The sequence below is a fragment of the Ruegeria sp. HKCCD8929 genome, from assembly GCF_013031405.1.
GTDB lineage: Bacteria > Pseudomonadota > Alphaproteobacteria > Rhodobacterales > Rhodobacteraceae > Ruegeria.
In genome coordinates this window covers 137,797-153,474 of the sequence record NZ_WPZY01000004.1, presented here as the reverse complement: position 1 = coordinate 153,474, position 15,678 = coordinate 137,797, and the positions used below count along the sequence as shown (strand labels likewise).

The window sequence follows — 15,678 nt, the reverse complement described above, 5'->3', positions numbered from 1 at the left end:
AATCATGAGTCGGTCAATCCACTTTGCGCTCACAAAATGTTTCCGTGCCTGTTGCCCGGCCTGCGGTTTCCTCAGGCCATATGCAGCTTCACGTACTCGAAATCGCCAGGCTTATTGTCGATACCCACCTTGGGTGGCGCGATCCAACTGGCGTATTTGCCGGGCTCGAAGCAGGGCTGCATCAGCGACTGGATGAAATCCCCGTCGGCCTTGGTGGGCAGCCAGTCCTTGACCTTGGCCTCCCATTCCTCCTTCGGGAGGATATTGCCGTCCGGATCGACACTAACACTGGCAAAAACGCCGATCTTGCGATGGAACCCCTCATGCGGCAGTTCCATCCGGTAGTCGACGCCGAGCTTTTCGATGATCTTGTTCCAGCGTCCGACACCGCCTGCCGCATCCTTAACGTAGTCATCGCGCAGGCGCATGTTGATGGCGGTCAGCGCGGGCACGTCCTCGGCCACGATGCCGCCATCCTTGATGGTACGGACGACGTAACTGTCGCCCTCAAGCTTGTGATCATCCTTCAGCCGCATCTCCATGAACCGGCCCTTGATCCCGGCGTTGAAGGCGTTGGCAGCGTTGGTCGATACCTCGGAACCGAAAAGATCCAGCGACAGCGTATAGTGAAGGTTCAGCTTTTTCTGGATCGTGGGCAGGTCGATCACCCCCAGATCGCGCACCTTGTCGATGTCATAAGGGTCGTCGATCCCGGCCTTGTTCATCGCCTCGCAGGTGGCCTGAATGGTGCGGCCCACTCCGGTTTCGCCGACAAACATGTGGTGCGCCTCTTCGGTCAGCATGAAGCGGCAGGTGCGCGACAGCGGGTCGAACCCGGACTGCGCGAGGCTTTCAAGCTGCATCTTGCCATCGCGGTCGGTGAAATAGGTGAACATGAAGAAGGACAGCCAGTCCGGTGTTTCCTCGTTGAACGCGCCCAGCATGCGCGGCGCCTCCTCGGACCCGGATGAGCGCACCAGCAGTTCGTTGGCCTCTTCCCGCCCGTCGCGGCCAAAGTATTTCTGTAGCAGATAGACCATGGCCCAGAGGTGCCGCCCCTCTTCGACATTCACCTGAAACAGGTTGCGCATGTCGTAAAGCGATGGCGCGGTGAGGCCCAGGAACCGCTGCTGTTCAACCGAGCCCGGTTCGGTATCGCCCTGAATGACGATCAGCCGCTTAAGCATGTTGCGGTATTCGCCGGGCACCTCTTGCCAGGCGGGCTCGCCATAATGTTCGCCGCAGGGAATGCGCCGGTCCTCGACCTGCGGCGCCAGCAGCACGCCCCAGCGGTATTCCGGCATCTTCACATAGTCGAACTTGGCCCAGCCCTTGGGGTCCACCGAGACCGCAGTGCGCAGGTAGACCATGCTTTCCTGAAAGTTCTGCGGGATCAGGTCATTCCACCAGTTGATATAGCCCGGATGCCACTTCTCCAGCGCTTTCAAGACCTTTTTGTCCTGACTTAGACCCACATTGTTAGGGATCTGAGTGTCGTAGCTTACATTGATCAGGTCGAGCATCTCATTCCTTCCCCGCGGCTGATGGGGTGAAACCCCATCCTACCGCCTCACACACGTTCCATGTCGTATTTCCCGCGCACACCGCTGCCATAGCGTTTCAGCGCGCCGTCTTCGCCCACCGCGTTGGGGCGCTGAAAGATCCAGTTCTGCCAGGCGGTCAGGCGGCCAAAGATACGGGTTTCCATCGTCTCAGGGCCCACAAAGCGCAGGTTTGCCTCCATCCCCGTCATCGCGTCGGGCGAGAAACTGGCGCGTTCTTCGAGGAAGATGCGCACCTCATCCTTCCAGTCGATATCGTCGAACGCATAGGTGATCAGACCCAGTTCCTCGGCCTCATCCGCTTCGATTACTTCGCCAATGTGGTCCCGCAGCTTGTCGGCCTCACCCGTATCCGCCCAGAACCGGGTGGCGAGGCGGCTCAGATCGTTGCTCATCGGATAGGTTCCGAAATTGCCCTCACTCAGGGTGATGGCGGCGAGCGGGCGGTTGTCGCCCTCAAACTCCTCCAGCATCATGTAGGACCGGTCCACAGCCCACAGCAGTTCAGCCAGAACGCCCGCGTAGCACGACCCATGCTCGACCAGCGCCACAAGACTGCGCGAGGTCACGTCGATACGTTTCAGCACCCGTTTCCAGTAGTGCAGGATCTCGTTCGCCAGCCAGTGATCGCGGTTGTCGAGCAGCAGTTTCTCATGGGCCAGCACGCGCCCGGGATCGCCCTGGGTGTGGAACACGATCAGCCCTGTTTCACGCTCGTTCAGACGCAGATGCAGGATGGCGTCGTCCAGTTCCCGCGCCAGTCGCAGCATCCAGCTGTCAGCACCCTGTGCCTGCAAGGTATCCGTGTCGGCCGGGGCGTCTTCCTCGGGACCTTTGACGGTAATCGTCACGCGGCCGCCGTCGCGGTCGATCCCAACCTCTAAGGTGGAATAGGTGACCGAGCCATCCGCGCCGAAGCTGCGGGTCAGTGGCGTCAATTCGATGCCCTGCAACCCCGAAGCCTTGGCCGAGTCATCGGCAAAGGCGCGGGCGCGCTCCTGCACCACCTCATCGAATTTCGAGTTCGGCGCGATCTCGTCGACCAGCTTCCAGTCCACCGCGCGCTGACCGCGCACGCCCTCTTCGACCGAGCAGAACACATCCGCTAGATCGCGCCGCACCTTGCGTTTGTCGGTCACCCGGGTCAGCCCGCCAGTGCCGGGCAGCACGGCCAGTAAAGGCACCTCGGGCAGGGCCACCGAGGACGTGCTGTCATTGGTCAGAATGATGTGGTTGCAGGCCAGCGCCAGCTCGTATCCGCCGCCCGCGCAAGAGCCCTTGATAGCGGCGATGTATTTCTGACCGGAATCCGCCTCGGCCGCCTCATAGGTATTGCGGGTCTCGTTGGTGAATTTGCAGAAATTCACTTTATGCGCATGGCTCGCGCCGCCCAGCATCCGGATATTGGCCCCGGCGCAAAACACCCGGTCCTTGGCCGATTGCATCACCACCACCTTGACCTCGGGATGCTCGAACCGCATCCGCTGGATGACATCGGCCAGCTCGATATCGACGCCAAGGTCATAGGAGTTCAGCTTCAGCTCATAGCCCGGAAACAGCCCGCCCTTTTCGTCCACATCCATGAAGAGATTGGTGATCTCGCCATCATACTCGACCCGCCAGTGACGGTATTTCGAGGGGTCGGTCTGAAAGTCGATGCGTTGAGGCATTCCGGACTCCGCAGGTTGCGTTGAGGGGCATTTTAGTGCGCAACCACGGGGGCGGCAAGGCGGATTACGCAAAATAATGCACATGTACTTTCGCTTTCTTTCAAAGTGTTGCAAACATTAGTCAAAAATGTGCCATTCACATGGCACCGAAGTATGCATTATGATGCAACATCGGCGAGTCGCCGTTCCAGAGCGCCCAACTGTGCCAACAAATCGCTCAGCGAAACGCTCATCACCTCATCCTCTGCCCCGCACGCAGCCAGATATTCCCGCGCCAGCTCGCACAGGCGCCTCGTAGCGCGTGGGCGCTGCATCCGCTCTTTGAGCCGGGCGTTGGCAAACTGGATCACCGCCCGCACAAGATGCCGCTCTGCAGAGTTCGGCGGCAGGCTCATCCAGACCGGTTCCCACGCTTCATGCGCCTCCCAGAAAAAGCCCTGATCGAAAAACGCCCACCCGGCCTGCCAGGCATCGGACGCGGCCAGCTCAGAGGCACTCATGCCGGGCCGGGCAGTCCTGCGGAGGGCATCGAAAGCATGGTCGGGATGCCGGGGCGTTTGTCCGGGCGTGTAGGCGTGGGGAGGCAGGACAATACCCATGGCTCAGGCTGGGATGACCTCGGCGGCCTCGATCCGCTGCAGCCGGGCGCAATAGTCGGCCACCGCATCCAGCGTGGCCTCGGGCGCCTCAAGATGCGGAGCGTGCCGGCAATCAAGGATGACCGTGTCCACCGGACAATAGGTGCGGGTTTCGATCTCTTCGATCTGGGCCAGCGTGCCGTATTGATCGGCTCGCCCCTGAATGGCCAGAACCGGGACGCGTAGGTAGTCGATCACCTCGGCCACGTTCCAGTCTTTGAAAACGAGGTCGAGCCAGACGTCGCTCCAGCCGCGAAAGGCGTTCTCGGGGTTGCGGTGGTATCGGGCCAGCTTCTCGCGCATATCGGTGGCCTCGAAGGCGTCGCGCGCCCGTGCGATCTCGGCCAGACCCATCTCTTCGGTGAAGAAATGCGGTGCCATCAGGATCAGGCCGCGTACCCGGTGATCCTCAACGCTACCCGCATAGATCGCCGCAATGGTGGCGCCGTCGGAGTGGCCGAACAGGATACAGCGCTCAATCCCGGCCTGATCCAGAACATGGGGCAGCACGTCCAGCGCCTCCCGGGTCTGGAAGTCCAGCGGGCGGGGCAGGGTTGCGAGATCGGACTGGCCATAGCCCTGCCGGGAATAGACCAACACGCCCAACCCGGTGCGGGCGGACAGCTTCTCCGGAAAATCCCGCCAGAGCGCGACACAGCCCAGCCCCTCATGCAGCAGCACGATCGTTGGGGCCTGTGAGGGCGGAGGGCCATGGCAGGCATATTCCAGTGCTACCTCGTTCACGTCGAGCGGGTGCACCGGGGTCAGACTCCAGTCGATCATTGCGCCCCCTCCCGCAGCTTGAAGCGCTGGATCTTGCCGGTGGCGGTCTTGGGCAGGTCGTCGACGAAATCGATCCAGCGCGGGTATTTCCACTTGCCGACCTTGTCCTTGACGAACTCTCTCAGCTCATCCGCCAGCCCGTCCGCCTCATCCTGTTTCAGCACGATATAGGCCCGGGGTTTTTCCAGCCCGTCGCCGTCGCGATTGGCGACCACCGCCGCCTCAAGCACCGCCGGGTGTGAGACCAGCGCCTGTTCGACCTCGAAGGGCGAGACCCAGATGCCCGAGACCTTGAACATGTCGTCCGTGCGCCCGCAATAGACATAGCGACCGTCTTCGGTCTGTTCGTATTTATCGCCAGTACGGGTCCATTCACCCTCGAAGGTGGCGCGGCTCTTGTCGCGTTTGTTCCAGTAACCATCCGCTGCCGAGGCGCCGCGCACCAGCATCTCACCCAAGCTGCCGGTGTCCACATCGGCGCCGTCCTCATCGACCAGCCGCACCTCGTAACCCGGAACCGGGCGACCCGAGGTGCCATAGGCCACATCGTCAGGCGCGTTCGACAGGAAGATGTGCAGCATTTCGGTCGAGCCGACACCGTCCAGGATATCCACGCCCCACAATTTCTGCCACGACCGCCCGATCTCTTCCGGCAGCGCCTCGCCCGCCGAGATGCAGCGGCGCAGGGGCACATCCGGCACGCCCTGCTGTTCGAGTTGAGCAACGGTGGCGGCGTAGAGCGTCGGTACCCCGCAGAACACGGTAGGCTTTTCGGTGGCGATAATGTCGATAGCGGCGTCCGGGGTGGGCCGTCCGTCGAACAGGATCGTCTCGGCGCCAACCGACATGGGAAAGGTCATGGCGTTGCCGAGCCCATAGGCAAAGAACAGTTTGGCGGCAGAGAAAACCACGTCGTCGGGCTGGATCTGCAACACCTGCGCGCCGTAGGTATCGGCGGTGGCCTTGAGGCTGCCATGCACATGGCGCACGCCCTTGGGCTGCCCGGTGGAGCCCGAGGAATAGAGCCAGAACGCCACATCATCGTCCGAGGTTTCGACGGCCTCGACCGGGGTTGCTCCCTCCGTGAACTCGGCAAAGCTCTGCGTGCCGTTCGCGGCGCTGCCGATTACCACGATGCGGGTCAGATGCGGCGAGGCTAGGGCAGCGGCCTGCACCACCGGCCACAATTCCTCGGACACGAACAGGCAGGTGGCGCGGCTGTCGTTCAGGATCGCCTCATAGACCGGTGCGGCGAGCAGGGTGTTGATCGGAACCGGCACCACGCCCGCCTTGAGGCAACCCCAGAAGATCTGCGGGAACTCGATCTGGTCCAGCACCAACATGGCCGCGCGCGCCTCTCTTTGTACTCCCGCGCGGGTCAGAGCATCAGCAACGCAGGCGGAGGTTTCGGAAAGCTCGCGATAGGTCAGCACCCGTTTCTGCCCGCCAGCCTCGCGAAACGCGCGCCGGTGGCCGCGTCCCTCGCCCACATGCCGGTCCACGAAATAATGCGCGGCGTTTCCGCTCATCCTGTCACCTCCCCGCGTGATTGGCCGGGGGCAGCGCGCAGGCGGCCCGAAGGCCATCCCGCGCGCGCCTCTCCCCTGCGGCGCACATAATGCATTTCAGGCTCATTTATGCAAGATATTGCTAATCACGAAAGCATTATCATGCAACTTACTGCACAAAACGAGCCCTGAGGCGGAACCGGCGGGTCTCAGCCTGGCAGCAGGAACAGGGTGATGGCCGGAAAGGCGACAAGGATGATGACCCGGATGATGTCCGAAGCCACGAAGAACAGCACCGCCTTGTAGGTCTCGATCATACGGGTCGAGCGGTCCATGGCGTTGATGATGAACAGGTTCATGCCCACCGGCGGTGTGATCAGCCCGACCTCGACGACGATCAGCACGAGGATGCCGAACCAGATGGCGACATGTTCCGCCTCGATCCGATTGGCCATGCCGCGGGTGACGCGGATGCCCAGTTCTTTCATCTGCTCGCGGGTGAGTTCGGTGCCGGTGGCGATGGCCTCCTGGATCGAGGCCAGCATCTCGGCCCCCATCCCTTCGGGAACGCCGCTGTTCAGCACCTCCATCGCCGCCTCGGCCTGCATGGCGGTCAGCGAGATCAGGTTGAAATCCATCGCCGAGATCACCGGAAAGAAGATCGGGATGGTTAGCAGGATCATCGACAGACTGTCCATCAGGCAGCCGAAGATGAGGTAGAAACACAGGATCAGCGCCAGGACAATCCAGGGCGAAAAGCCCTGGCTGACGACATAGTTCGACAGTTCCTGCGGTACCTGGGTGAGCGCGAGGAAACCGTTGTAGAAACCGGCACCCAGTACGATGAAAAAGATCATCGCGGTTGAGCGCGCGGTGACGATGAAACTGTCGGCCAGCGTGGCGCGGGTCAGGCCGCCGTTGAAAAAGGCTATGACGCCGGTGCCGAACGCGCCCACTGCTGCGCCTTCGGTGGGGGTGAACCAGCCCAGGTAGATGCCGCCCACCACAAGGCTGAAGACCAGTAGCACCGGCCAGACCTGCAGCAGCGCGGCAAAGCGTTCGGCATAAGGGACCGGGGGCCGCGTGCCCGCGCTTTCAGGGTACAGGCGGACATAGATCGAGATCGCAATGACATAGCCCACCGCCGCCAGAATGCCGGGGATGAAGGCGGCGAGGAACAGTTTGGCGATGTTCTGCTCGGTCAGGATCGCGTAGATCACCAGCACCACCGAGGGTGGGATCAGGATGCCCAGCGTGCCGCCCGCCGCCAGTGTCGCAGTTGAGAACCCGCCTGCATATCCGTATTGCTTCAGCTCCGGCAGCGCCACGCGGCCCATGGTGGCTGCCGTCGCCAGTGATGAGCCGCAGATTGCCCCGAACCCAGCACAGGCCCCGATCGAGGCCATGGCCACGCCGCCACGTTTGTGGCCCAGCCAGCCTTCGGCGGCCTTGAACAGCGCGTTCGACATGCCGCCCAGCGTCGCGAAATGCCCCATCAGCAGGAACATCGGCACGATGGTCAGCGAATAGCTGGAAAAGGTCGTGTAGGTCTCGTTCTTGAGCCGCGCAAAGGCGACCTGCGTGCCGTCCGTCACCCATACGAGGCCCACGAGTCCGACAAGGAACATCGCCAGTCCGATGGGTACCCTCAGAAAGATCAGAGCCATCAGGGCGGGAAAGGACGCAATCCCGATCTCAAGCGCGGTCAATGGCCTGCCTCCATGCCGTCCCAGACCAGGATGCGGCCGGTAAAGAACTCATAAATCCGGACCCCGGCCATGTAGAGGCCCACAATTGCCGCCGCTAGCGAGGCAACAAAGCTCAGCGCATAGGCCCACCAGATGGGGAATTGCAGCAGAAAAGTGGTCTCGCCATATTGCCGCTTGCTGATCATGCCATCGAACAGCTTCCATGCGATCAGGATGAGGACGGCGGCAAAGACGATTTCGGTCACCATGCGCAGGAAGCGGTTCACGCCCTTGGGAAAGCTGTTGGTCAGGATGTCCACCGAGGCATGCCCGGCGGTGATCTGACACAGAGGCAGAAAGCAGAAGATGGCAAAGGCCACCCCGGCCTCGACCAGTTCAAAGTCACCGTTGACCGGCCCGACACCCATTTCGATGGCCCAGCGGGAAAAGCCGGGGGCGATGCTCTCCATGAAATCGCTGTGAAAGACCCCGTTCAGCAGGCGGCCCAGAATGGACACGCAAGTCAGCAGGATCAGGGCGCTCAGGACGATCCCGCCGATGATGGCCAGCGTTCTGGCCAACCCCATCATCAGTTTATGCATCGGTCCTCAATCCGTTCCCCGGGTTTTATTGGGGTCATGGCAGAGGCCCGCCATGACCCGGTGCAGTTATTGCGAGTATTCCTCGATCAGCGCGCGTGCCTCGTCCAGAAGGGCCTGACCGTCCTTGCCCTTGGCGTTCATGTCGGCGACCCACTCGTCATAGATCGGCTGAGCCAGCGCGCGCCATTCCTCGACACCCGCTTCGTCGATGGTGATGATGTTGTTGCCCAGATCCTCGGCCACCACGCGGGCCGGGCCATCGGCGTCGGCCTGGGTCCCACCGGCAAAGACCGAGAATTCCAGTCCGGAATTGTCGTCGACCACCTTTTTCAGGTCGTCCGGCAGGCTGTCATACTTGGCCTTGTTCATCGCCAGCACGAAGGTCAGCGTGTAAAGCGCGCGGCCTTCGAACTCGGTATGGTTCTCGACCAGTTCCGGCACTTTCAGCGCCGTTGTCACCTCCCACGGGATGGTGGTGCCGTCGATGACGCCTTTGGACAGTCCCTCGGGCACCGCGGGCACCGGCATGCCGACCGGGGTCGCGCCCAGCTTGGTCAGCAGCGCGTTGACCGAGCGCGAGCCGCCGCGGATCTTCATGCCCTGCAGGTCTTGGGGGCTTTCCACCGGGTCCGCGGTATGGATCATGCCTGGGCCGTGCACCCAGGTGCCAAGGATGTGGACGTCCTTGAACTCATCATCCTTCATGTGCTTTTCGAACATCTCCCAATAAGCGCGGCTGACCGCGCGGGCATCGGTCATCATGAAGGGCAGCTCGAACACTTCGGTGCTGGGGAAGCGTCCCGGCGTATAGCCCACCACGGTCCAGACCACATCCGCCACGCCATCGATGGCCTGGTCGATCAGTTCCGGCGGCTTGCCGCCCAGTTGCATCGAGGGGTAGCGCTCGACCTTGATCCGCCCATCCGAGTCCTTTTCCACATTGTCCGCCCAGACATCCAGCACCAGTTTCGGCACATTGGCCTGCGCCGGCAGGAACTGGTGGAGTTTCAGCGTGACCTCCTGCGCCAGCGCCGATCCGGCACTGAACCCCGTGGTCAGCGCGGCAACCGCCGCGCCGCCGATCACGCCCAGAAGCGTTCTGCGATAGGTCATGTCATCCTCCCTTTGACCCCTCATTTCGGGCAATATAATGCAAATTGCATTCAGCTTTGCAATATATTGCTCATATCTTCGTGTCAGGCGCCCACCCGGCCCTCCAACCCGGTGCTGCCGTACAGCCATTCGACCGCATCGTACCATTGCGCGGGGGTTCTGGCGCTCATGATCGCGTTTCTGAGCGCCGCATGAGCCCCGTCGGGGTGATAGATGTGGTCTCCGATCTCCCGAGACTGCAACTGAACCCGTGCGGTACGCAAGCGGCGTTTTTCCTGAAAGGTCCGAAGGATAGTCTCGATGTCGCCGCTGTCGCGGAACAAATCTGACAGGCAGACCGCATCCTCCATCGCCATGCAGGCGCCTTGGGCGAAATATTGCAGCATCGGATGGGCCGCATCCCCCAGCAGCGCCACCCGCCCATCGGTCCAACGCATGACCGGGTCGCGGTCGCAGAGCACCCAGAGCTTCCAGTCCTTGCCCTTGTCGATCACCTGCCGGGCGACGGGGCTGACATGTTCGAACCCGCGCCGCACCTCGTCATGGCCAACGGGCTGACCCGCCACCGGTTCGGGCGCGTCGTTGTGATAAGTGACCACGAGGTTGAAGCTTTTCCAGCCTGACAGTGGATAGTGCACGATGTGGCATTTCGGTCCGGCCCACAGCGTGGCGGCGTTCCAGCGCAAGTCCTCGGGCATATCCTCGACCGGGATCACCGAGCGGTAGGTGGTGTGGCCCGAGACGCGCGGCGGGTCATCGTCCAGCATCTGCCTGCGCACCCGCGACCAGAGCCCATCCGCGCCGATCAGCGCCTTGCCGTCCACGCGCGTACCGTCGTGCAGGATGGCCGTGACCAGTGCGCCGTCCTGCGCGTAGTTGTGAACCGCGCTGTTGGTGCGCAGGTCTATCAGCGGATTGTCGCGGCAGGCTTTTAGAAAGATCCCATGCAGCTCGCCCCGATGGACCACCGCATAAGGGTTGCCCATGCGCGTGCGGAAAGCGTCGCCCAGCGGAATGCGAGTTATCTCTTCACCGCTCAGCGCATCCATCAGGCGCAGGTTGTCGATATAAACCGCCATGGCCCGCGCGGCATCGCCGACGCCCAGATAGTCGAAAGCATGAAAGGCGTTGGGACCCAGTTGGATGCCTGCCCCGATCTCGCCGAACTGCGCCGCCTTCTCAAGCACCATCACCCGCTGACCCTGCCGGGCAAGGCCGATGGCGGTGGCGAGACCTCCGATCCCACCGCCCGCGGTCAGGATGCGGTCGGCGCTCATGGATTACTCGGGCGCCGTCAGGGTCAGTTGGATGGGGTCGAGGCCATCGACCCCGCCGGTGATGACATCGCCCGGCCCAACCGGACCAACCCCGGCGGGCGTGCCGGTCATGATCAGGTCTCCGGGGCGCATGTGGTAGAAGCCGGACAGGTGGCTGACGATCTCGTCGATCTTCCAGATCAGCTCCGCAAGGGTCGCGTCCTGTTTGATCTCACCATTCACCTCAAGATGAATGCGCTTGTCGTCCTCGGGCGACCAGTCCCCGGCCCTGGTCAGCGGAGCAAAGACGGCAGCGTTTTCGACGTCCTTGCCCAGGTCCCAGGGGCGCTGCTTGTTGCGCTCGCGAATCTGCAGATCGCGCCGGGTCATGTCCAGCGCGCAGCCATAAGCGTAAACGGCCCCCCACGCTTCGTCCCGGCTGGCCTTGAACACCGGTTTGCCGATGGCTAGCGCCAGTTCCATCTCATAATGGAAATTCTCCGTTCCCGGTGGATAGGGCACCTCGGCTCCGGCCAGCACCGCGTTGGCGGCGGATTTGGTGAAGTAAAATGGCGCTTCGCGATCCACCTCGTGCCCCATCTCGGCGGCGTGGGCGGCATAGTTCCGGCCGACGCAAAAGATCCGGCCGATGGGATAGGTGGCTGCCTCACCCCTGACCGGAATGCCGGGGATATGGGGGAGGGTGAACAGGCTGTCGCTCATCGCGGACGCTCCTCGTAATAGCCCAGCTTGTCCTGCAGCGGGCGGTCGTGAATGCGGATCAGAAAAGCCTCTGTGCCCGCGCTGTGAGAAATGTCGGCAAAGACCGGCGCCGTGAACGTATCCTTCGGCCCCCATTGGATCACCTTGCCGTTCACGACCGTCTCGCCTTCGCCGAGAACCACGTGGAAAGCGCAAGACGAGGAACGTAGCGGCGGTGCATGCGTCTGCTCGGAGTGTAGCATCATTGCGGTAAAGCCCAGCGCAGGCAGCACATCCTCGCCGGTTTCGGGATTGATGTAATCCAGCTCGGCAATCCCCTCGCCGTAGGTTGCCATCTGGCGCAACGCGGCCTCGGTCCCGGTCCACGGATAGCGCAGCATCGGATAGCGGCGGGGGCGCTGACCGGGCCGCCGGGTGGGCGCGAGACCCGCCGCCCGGTATTCGACTTGACTGGCATCGGGTCGGTTGCGCTGCGCCTGCAGCTCGCCTTCGATGGCGTAAGAGCCTTCGAGATACACAAACAGCGGCAGGTCCAGCGCGTCGAGCCAGATGACCGGTTCATCCCCGTCATGGCCATGATCGTGCCACTCGCCGCACGGGGTCAGAACCAGATCGCCCTCTTCCATCGGCAGCCGCTCACCATCGACCACGGTATAGCCGCCCGTCCCTTCGACAACAATCCGCACGGCAGACGGCGTATGACGATGAGCAGGCGCGCTTTCGCCCGGCAAGAGCAACTGCATCCCCAGATAGATTGTCGAGGTCGCCTGCATTGCCCCGACCCCGCGACCCGGGTCCGACAGCACCAACACCCGGCGCTCGGCCTTTTCCACTGGCGTCAGCTCACCTGCACGCAGCAGCAGCGGGCGGAGTGCGCCATAGGTCCAATGACTGGGTTGCGTCACCGGTTGCGGTGCACCGTGCGGCAGCACGTTTCGCATCATCGGCCAGAGAGGTGCCACCCCGGCGCGGTCCAATTCGTCGCGATAGTCTTGTGGCAAGTCCTCCAGCGTTCCGAGTTCTTCGCTCATGCCCCCTCCCAAACACTCCCTCCGGATATGTCATCTTAGGTGCCGAAACCGCTTAGGCAAGCGGGGGAAAGCACCGCCGGACAGCAGGTTAGAGAATCGGTTACCCGCAAGGGAAAAATTCCCTTCGGCCTTATTGTAGGCGGTACGCGCTGCTTTCCGCCGACAACCAAAGATTGTGTCGGCGCGTTTTTGCGCAGTATTCGCGGCAAATGCCCCTTTCACAATTTGATACTTGCGTTAACCGGCCTGCTGCTCGCCAAATGGCATCGGGGGCGCGTCCGCATTCACGGTATTCGGGTTGCCTCGGCATTTGATGGGGCTGCACAACGTGACACGTGGGATAATCATATCTCAGCCAGAACAACGTCGTTTTTCCGGCCGGGGCGGAAAGCGCCTCTGTGTTTTGCGTGCTGCGGCGGGCACCTCATCCAGCCCTCGGGTTGGCCCGGGGCTCAATCGCACTAGAGTAATCAACCGTGGGTGTGGGAAAAAAAGTGCTACGGATCGTCGTCAAAAGCGAACCGATGCGCCACGTTCTGACATTCGCAGGTTCCATGTCCGTGTATCCCGTGCATCGGGCGTGGGACGCGGGCAAGAAATCGTGCTTGCAAAATGTATCTTTGTGACCGAATTGAACATCGCTGATCGCAATCGTATCAGCGCAAGGACGCTTCAGGGCGCACCGATCAGAGAGCCGTCCCCCTGGTTTTCTCTGGTCTGCAATCGGGTCGAATTAACGGCCCCGCACGCACTCTGAAGTTGAGGTCGGCACGCCGGAAAGTACCCCGGCAGACCGATCACAGGCCAGGCAAAATGACTTTTTCCGGCCTGGTCATCCCGCCGGAGAGAACCCCCTCCTCTCCGGCGGGGCTAACCCTACCCAAAACTGATCACGATCACATGAAATCGTCGGTCTCGCGATCCGTTCGGGCCTGATCCAGCACCCATTCACGCACGCTGACCGCGTCTTCGGACAGCACCCGGGTCTTAGACCAGACTAGGTAGAACCCCTTGCCGGTCCGCCAGGCCCATTCCTTTCGCGCCCCTAACTGACCGTTGGCGATTAGGTTGCGCACGACGTGGTGCCAGCCGAATGAGAATCCTTCTCCATTCATTGCCGCCTGCAGCACCAGCGCATAGTCGTTCAGTTTGAGGCCGGCGGAGACTTCGGAATTGGTGATCCCGTGATGTTCGAACCACTGGCGCCAGCTGGGGCGGGCGCGAATGGGTTCCTCAAGATGGATCAGGCGTTCGTGCAGCAGATTGGGAACCGAGCGTAGATTGCGCGCGCTGTGCATGACCTGCGGGCTGGCGACGGGATAAATCACCTCATTCGCGATCAAAGCCGCGTCATAACCGGGCCAGTTGCCATCGCCCAGACGAATGGCAAGGCTGATGTTTTCTTCGTCCAGATCCGGCTCGCGATCGCTGATCTGCATGCGCAGGTCGATATCGGGGTGTTTCTGGCGCAGGTCGTGAACCCGCGGCATCATCCAGTAATAGGAAAACGCCGTTGAAGAGTTGAGCGTGACATGCCGATCCTTCGGTGTGTGCCTGATCTCGGCGGCACAGTGTTCGATATCGTTCAGCGCGCGCGAGGCCGTTGCAAACAGTCTCTGCCCCGCTTCGGTCAGGGTCACGCTGCGATGACGCCGAACGAAGAGATGCACGCCGAGCGCCGACTCAAGCTGCTTGATCGCCGCGCTGACCGAGGGTTGCTGGATGCTCAATTCTTCCGCCGCGCGCGTGAAGGATTTCGACCGGGCCGCCGCCTCGAAAATGATCAGGTTGCGCGGTGAGTGCAGCAGTTTCCAGATATCTCGCATAGGCGACATCTATCCAAACCAACGATCTGGCGGCAAGAGTGTCTGCGCGGGAATCCGGACTACACCGGGAGTGCCAAGGCAGCATGAGCCGCCTTGGCACCTTGCATCATTGGATCGGCACGAATTCGATACGGCGGTTGCGGCGTTTGCCGTCAGCGGTGTCGTTGGACGTAACGGGCCGGGTTTCGCCATAGCCGACGGTTACCAGCCGCTCGCGCGCGATGCCCTGTCCAACCAGATAGTCGTTTACCGCTTGTGCCCGACGCTCGCTGAGCGCCCGGTTCGCCGCGTCCGAGCCGTCGCTATCCGTGTGCCCGCCAATCTCGATCCGCAGGCTCGGGCAGCGCCGCACGATGTCGTGCAGATTGGTCAGCAACGGGATCGAATCCTGACTCAGCCGGGCACTGCCAGAGCGGAAATAGATATTGCCGGTGCGCGACAGAATCTCCATCCGGCCTTCGCATGCTTCGCGATCCAGATCGCCCTTGGTCTCAAGCGCTGCGGCCCCCGGGGTTGCGGCCACCAGTTCCAGCTGCGGCGGCGTACCGGGCTGGGCGCGGTCGAAGACGAGCCCAAAGCTGACGAACCCAAACGGCAGAATATCGACCGAGGCCGCCTCTTCCAGCTTGCCCCGGCCTTCTTCCAGGCCGAAGTCCGGCAAAGCGATGGCGATGGGTGCGGCGTTGGCCACGGCCACACGGTCATTGTCCACCAATGTGATCGCCACCTTGGCCGTGCGTTCCTGCGTCAGCCCATGCAGCTCCAGCCGATAGGGCAAGTCGATGATCTTGTGCCGGGACACGTGCAGATCGGTCAGCTGATCTGCGGGCAATTGCGCGGTGATGACCGCCTCGGGGAACTTGAAGGTCTCAAAAAACAGGAACCGCATCCGCACGTTGCGCAGGTCGATCTTGGTGTCCACCGAATCCATCTGAACCCGGATCTCGGCGGCGCCGTTTTCATTGATCACACCGGAAAAGGTGGCAAAACCGCTTAGCTCGGCGACCGAGTTCTTCTTGACCGATAGGAACTGCAACTCGGATGATTCGGCGTCCAGCTTCCAGCCATGCTCAAACGGGTCGGCACTCTGTGCCCAGGCACTCGCACCCAGCAACGCCATACCCATTGCGATGGCTGATCCCAAAAAAGTCGTCCTGAACATCTGCGCGGCCTCCCGTTATTTCGCTTAAATTCGGAGTATGTCAGGTCTTGGCCACAAGAAAGCCAAAAATGCGGTGTTTTCCTGATGACATGTACGTCATATACGCTGGCGCATCT

The 15,678-nt window shown here is 61.9% G+C and carries 13 protein-coding genes; all 13 read right to left on the bottom strand.

From position 1 onward, the window contains the following. Window positions 1-71: 71 nt before the first annotated feature. Entirely contained in the window at window positions 72-1,523 is a 1,452-nt protein-coding gene (gene boxB, locus GOX53_RS07890; RefSeq protein WP_171175099.1) for a benzoyl-CoA 2,3-epoxidase subunit BoxB, read from the bottom strand. 47 nt (window positions 1,524-1,570) lie between these two features. Further along, the gene (gene boxC / locus GOX53_RS07885) at window positions 1,571-3,232 is read right to left on the bottom strand and encodes a 2,3-epoxybenzoyl-CoA dihydrolase (protein ID WP_171175098.1); all 1,662 of its coding nucleotides are present in this window, start codon (window positions 3,230-3,232) and stop codon (window positions 1,571-1,573) included. Between the two features lie 158 nt (window positions 3,233-3,390). Beyond that, window positions 3,391-3,732, bottom strand: a complete 342-nt coding sequence (locus GOX53_RS07880) for a DUF309 domain-containing protein (RefSeq protein WP_254446502.1) — start codon at window positions 3,730-3,732, stop codon at window positions 3,391-3,393. A gap of 102 nt (window positions 3,733-3,834) precedes the next feature. Further along, window positions 3,835-4,653, bottom strand: a complete 819-nt coding sequence (locus GOX53_RS07875; RefSeq protein ID WP_171175094.1) for an alpha/beta fold hydrolase — start codon at window positions 4,651-4,653, stop codon at window positions 3,835-3,837. After that, a complete protein-coding gene (locus GOX53_RS07870; protein WP_171175092.1) occupies window positions 4,650-6,182 on the bottom strand; it encodes a benzoate-CoA ligase family protein in 1,533 nt (510 codons plus the stop codon). The genes GOX53_RS07875 and GOX53_RS07870 overlap by 4 nt, the downstream gene beginning before the upstream one ends. 188 nt (window positions 6,183-6,370) lie before the next feature. Beyond that, window positions 6,371-7,870 (bottom strand): TRAP transporter large permease, encoded by a 1,500-nt coding sequence (locus GOX53_RS07865; RefSeq protein WP_171175090.1) that lies wholly within the window; start codon window positions 7,868-7,870, stop codon window positions 6,371-6,373. Continuing rightward, on the bottom strand, window positions 7,867-8,451 hold the full coding sequence (locus tag GOX53_RS07860; RefSeq protein WP_171175088.1) for a TRAP transporter small permease: 585 nt from the start codon (window positions 8,449-8,451) through the stop codon (window positions 7,867-7,869). Before GOX53_RS07860 ends, GOX53_RS07865 begins: the two co-directional genes overlap by 4 nt. 66 nt (window positions 8,452-8,517) lie before the next feature. Beyond that, on the bottom strand, window positions 8,518-9,564 hold the full coding sequence (locus tag GOX53_RS07855) for a TRAP transporter substrate-binding protein (RefSeq protein WP_171175086.1): 1,047 nt from the start codon (window positions 9,562-9,564) through the stop codon (window positions 8,518-8,520). An 83-nt stretch (window positions 9,565-9,647) separates the two neighbouring features. After that, entirely contained in the window at window positions 9,648-10,841 is a 1,194-nt protein-coding gene (locus GOX53_RS07850) for a 3-hydroxybenzoate 6-monooxygenase (RefSeq protein ID WP_171175084.1), read from the bottom strand. Between the two features lie 3 nt (window positions 10,842-10,844). Then, window positions 10,845-11,543 carry a fumarylacetoacetate hydrolase family protein gene (locus GOX53_RS07845; protein WP_171175082.1) on the bottom strand — a complete coding sequence of 233 codons (699 nt, stop codon included), beginning with the start codon at window positions 11,541-11,543 and terminating at the stop codon, window positions 10,845-10,847. Then, complete coding sequence (locus tag GOX53_RS07840) at window positions 11,540-12,574, bottom strand: cupin domain-containing protein (protein WP_171175080.1); 1,035 nt, start codon at window positions 12,572-12,574, stop codon at window positions 11,540-11,542. Before GOX53_RS07840 ends, GOX53_RS07845 begins: the two co-directional genes overlap by 4 nt. Before the next feature lie 896 nt (window positions 12,575-13,470). Continuing rightward, window positions 13,471-14,400 carry a LysR substrate-binding domain-containing protein gene (locus GOX53_RS07835; RefSeq protein WP_171175078.1) on the bottom strand — a complete coding sequence of 310 codons (930 nt, stop codon included), beginning with the start codon at window positions 14,398-14,400 and terminating at the stop codon, window positions 13,471-13,473. Window positions 14,401-14,506: 106 nt separating this feature from the next. Continuing rightward, a complete protein-coding gene (locus GOX53_RS07830) occupies window positions 14,507-15,562 on the bottom strand; it encodes an OmpA family protein (RefSeq protein ID WP_171175076.1) in 1,056 nt (351 codons plus the stop codon). Window positions 15,563-15,678 lie beyond the last annotated feature (116 nt).

Excerpts from the sequence above, each read along its gene's own strand:
- boxB (WP_171175099.1), bottom strand. The coding sequence starts at position 1,523 with ATGCTCGACCTGATCAATGTAAGCTACGACACTCAGATCCCTAACAAT.
- GOX53_RS07840 (WP_171175080.1), bottom strand. The coding sequence starts at position 12,574 with ATGAGCGAAGAACTCGGAACGCTGGAGGACTTGCCACAAGACTATCGC.
- boxC (WP_171175098.1), bottom strand. The coding sequence starts at position 3,232 with ATGCCTCAACGCATCGACTTTCAGACCGACCCCTCGAAATACCGTCAC.
- GOX53_RS07870 (WP_171175092.1), bottom strand. The coding sequence starts at position 6,182 with ATGAGCGGAAACGCCGCGCATTATTTCGTGGACCGGCATGTGGGCGAG.
- GOX53_RS07835 (WP_171175078.1), bottom strand. The coding sequence starts at position 14,400 with ATGCGAGATATCTGGAAACTGCTGCACTCACCGCGCAACCTGATCATT.
- GOX53_RS07830 (WP_171175076.1), bottom strand. The coding sequence starts at position 15,562 with ATGTTCAGGACGACTTTTTTGGGATCAGCCATCGCAATGGGTATGGCG.
- GOX53_RS07850 (WP_171175084.1), bottom strand. The coding sequence starts at position 10,841 with ATGAGCGCCGACCGCATCCTGACCGCGGGCGGTGGGATCGGAGGTCTC.
- GOX53_RS07845 (WP_171175082.1), bottom strand. The coding sequence starts at position 11,543 with ATGAGCGACAGCCTGTTCACCCTCCCCCATATCCCCGGCATTCCGGTC.
- GOX53_RS07860 (WP_171175088.1), bottom strand. The coding sequence starts at position 8,451 with ATGCATAAACTGATGATGGGGTTGGCCAGAACGCTGGCCATCATCGGC.
- GOX53_RS07880 (WP_254446502.1), bottom strand. The coding sequence starts at position 3,732 with ATGAGTGCCTCTGAGCTGGCCGCGTCCGATGCCTGGCAGGCCGGGTGG.
- GOX53_RS07855 (WP_171175086.1), bottom strand. The coding sequence starts at position 9,564 with ATGACCTATCGCAGAACGCTTCTGGGCGTGATCGGCGGCGCGGCGGTT.
- GOX53_RS07875 (WP_171175094.1), bottom strand. The coding sequence starts at position 4,653 with ATGATCGACTGGAGTCTGACCCCGGTGCACCCGCTCGACGTGAACGAG.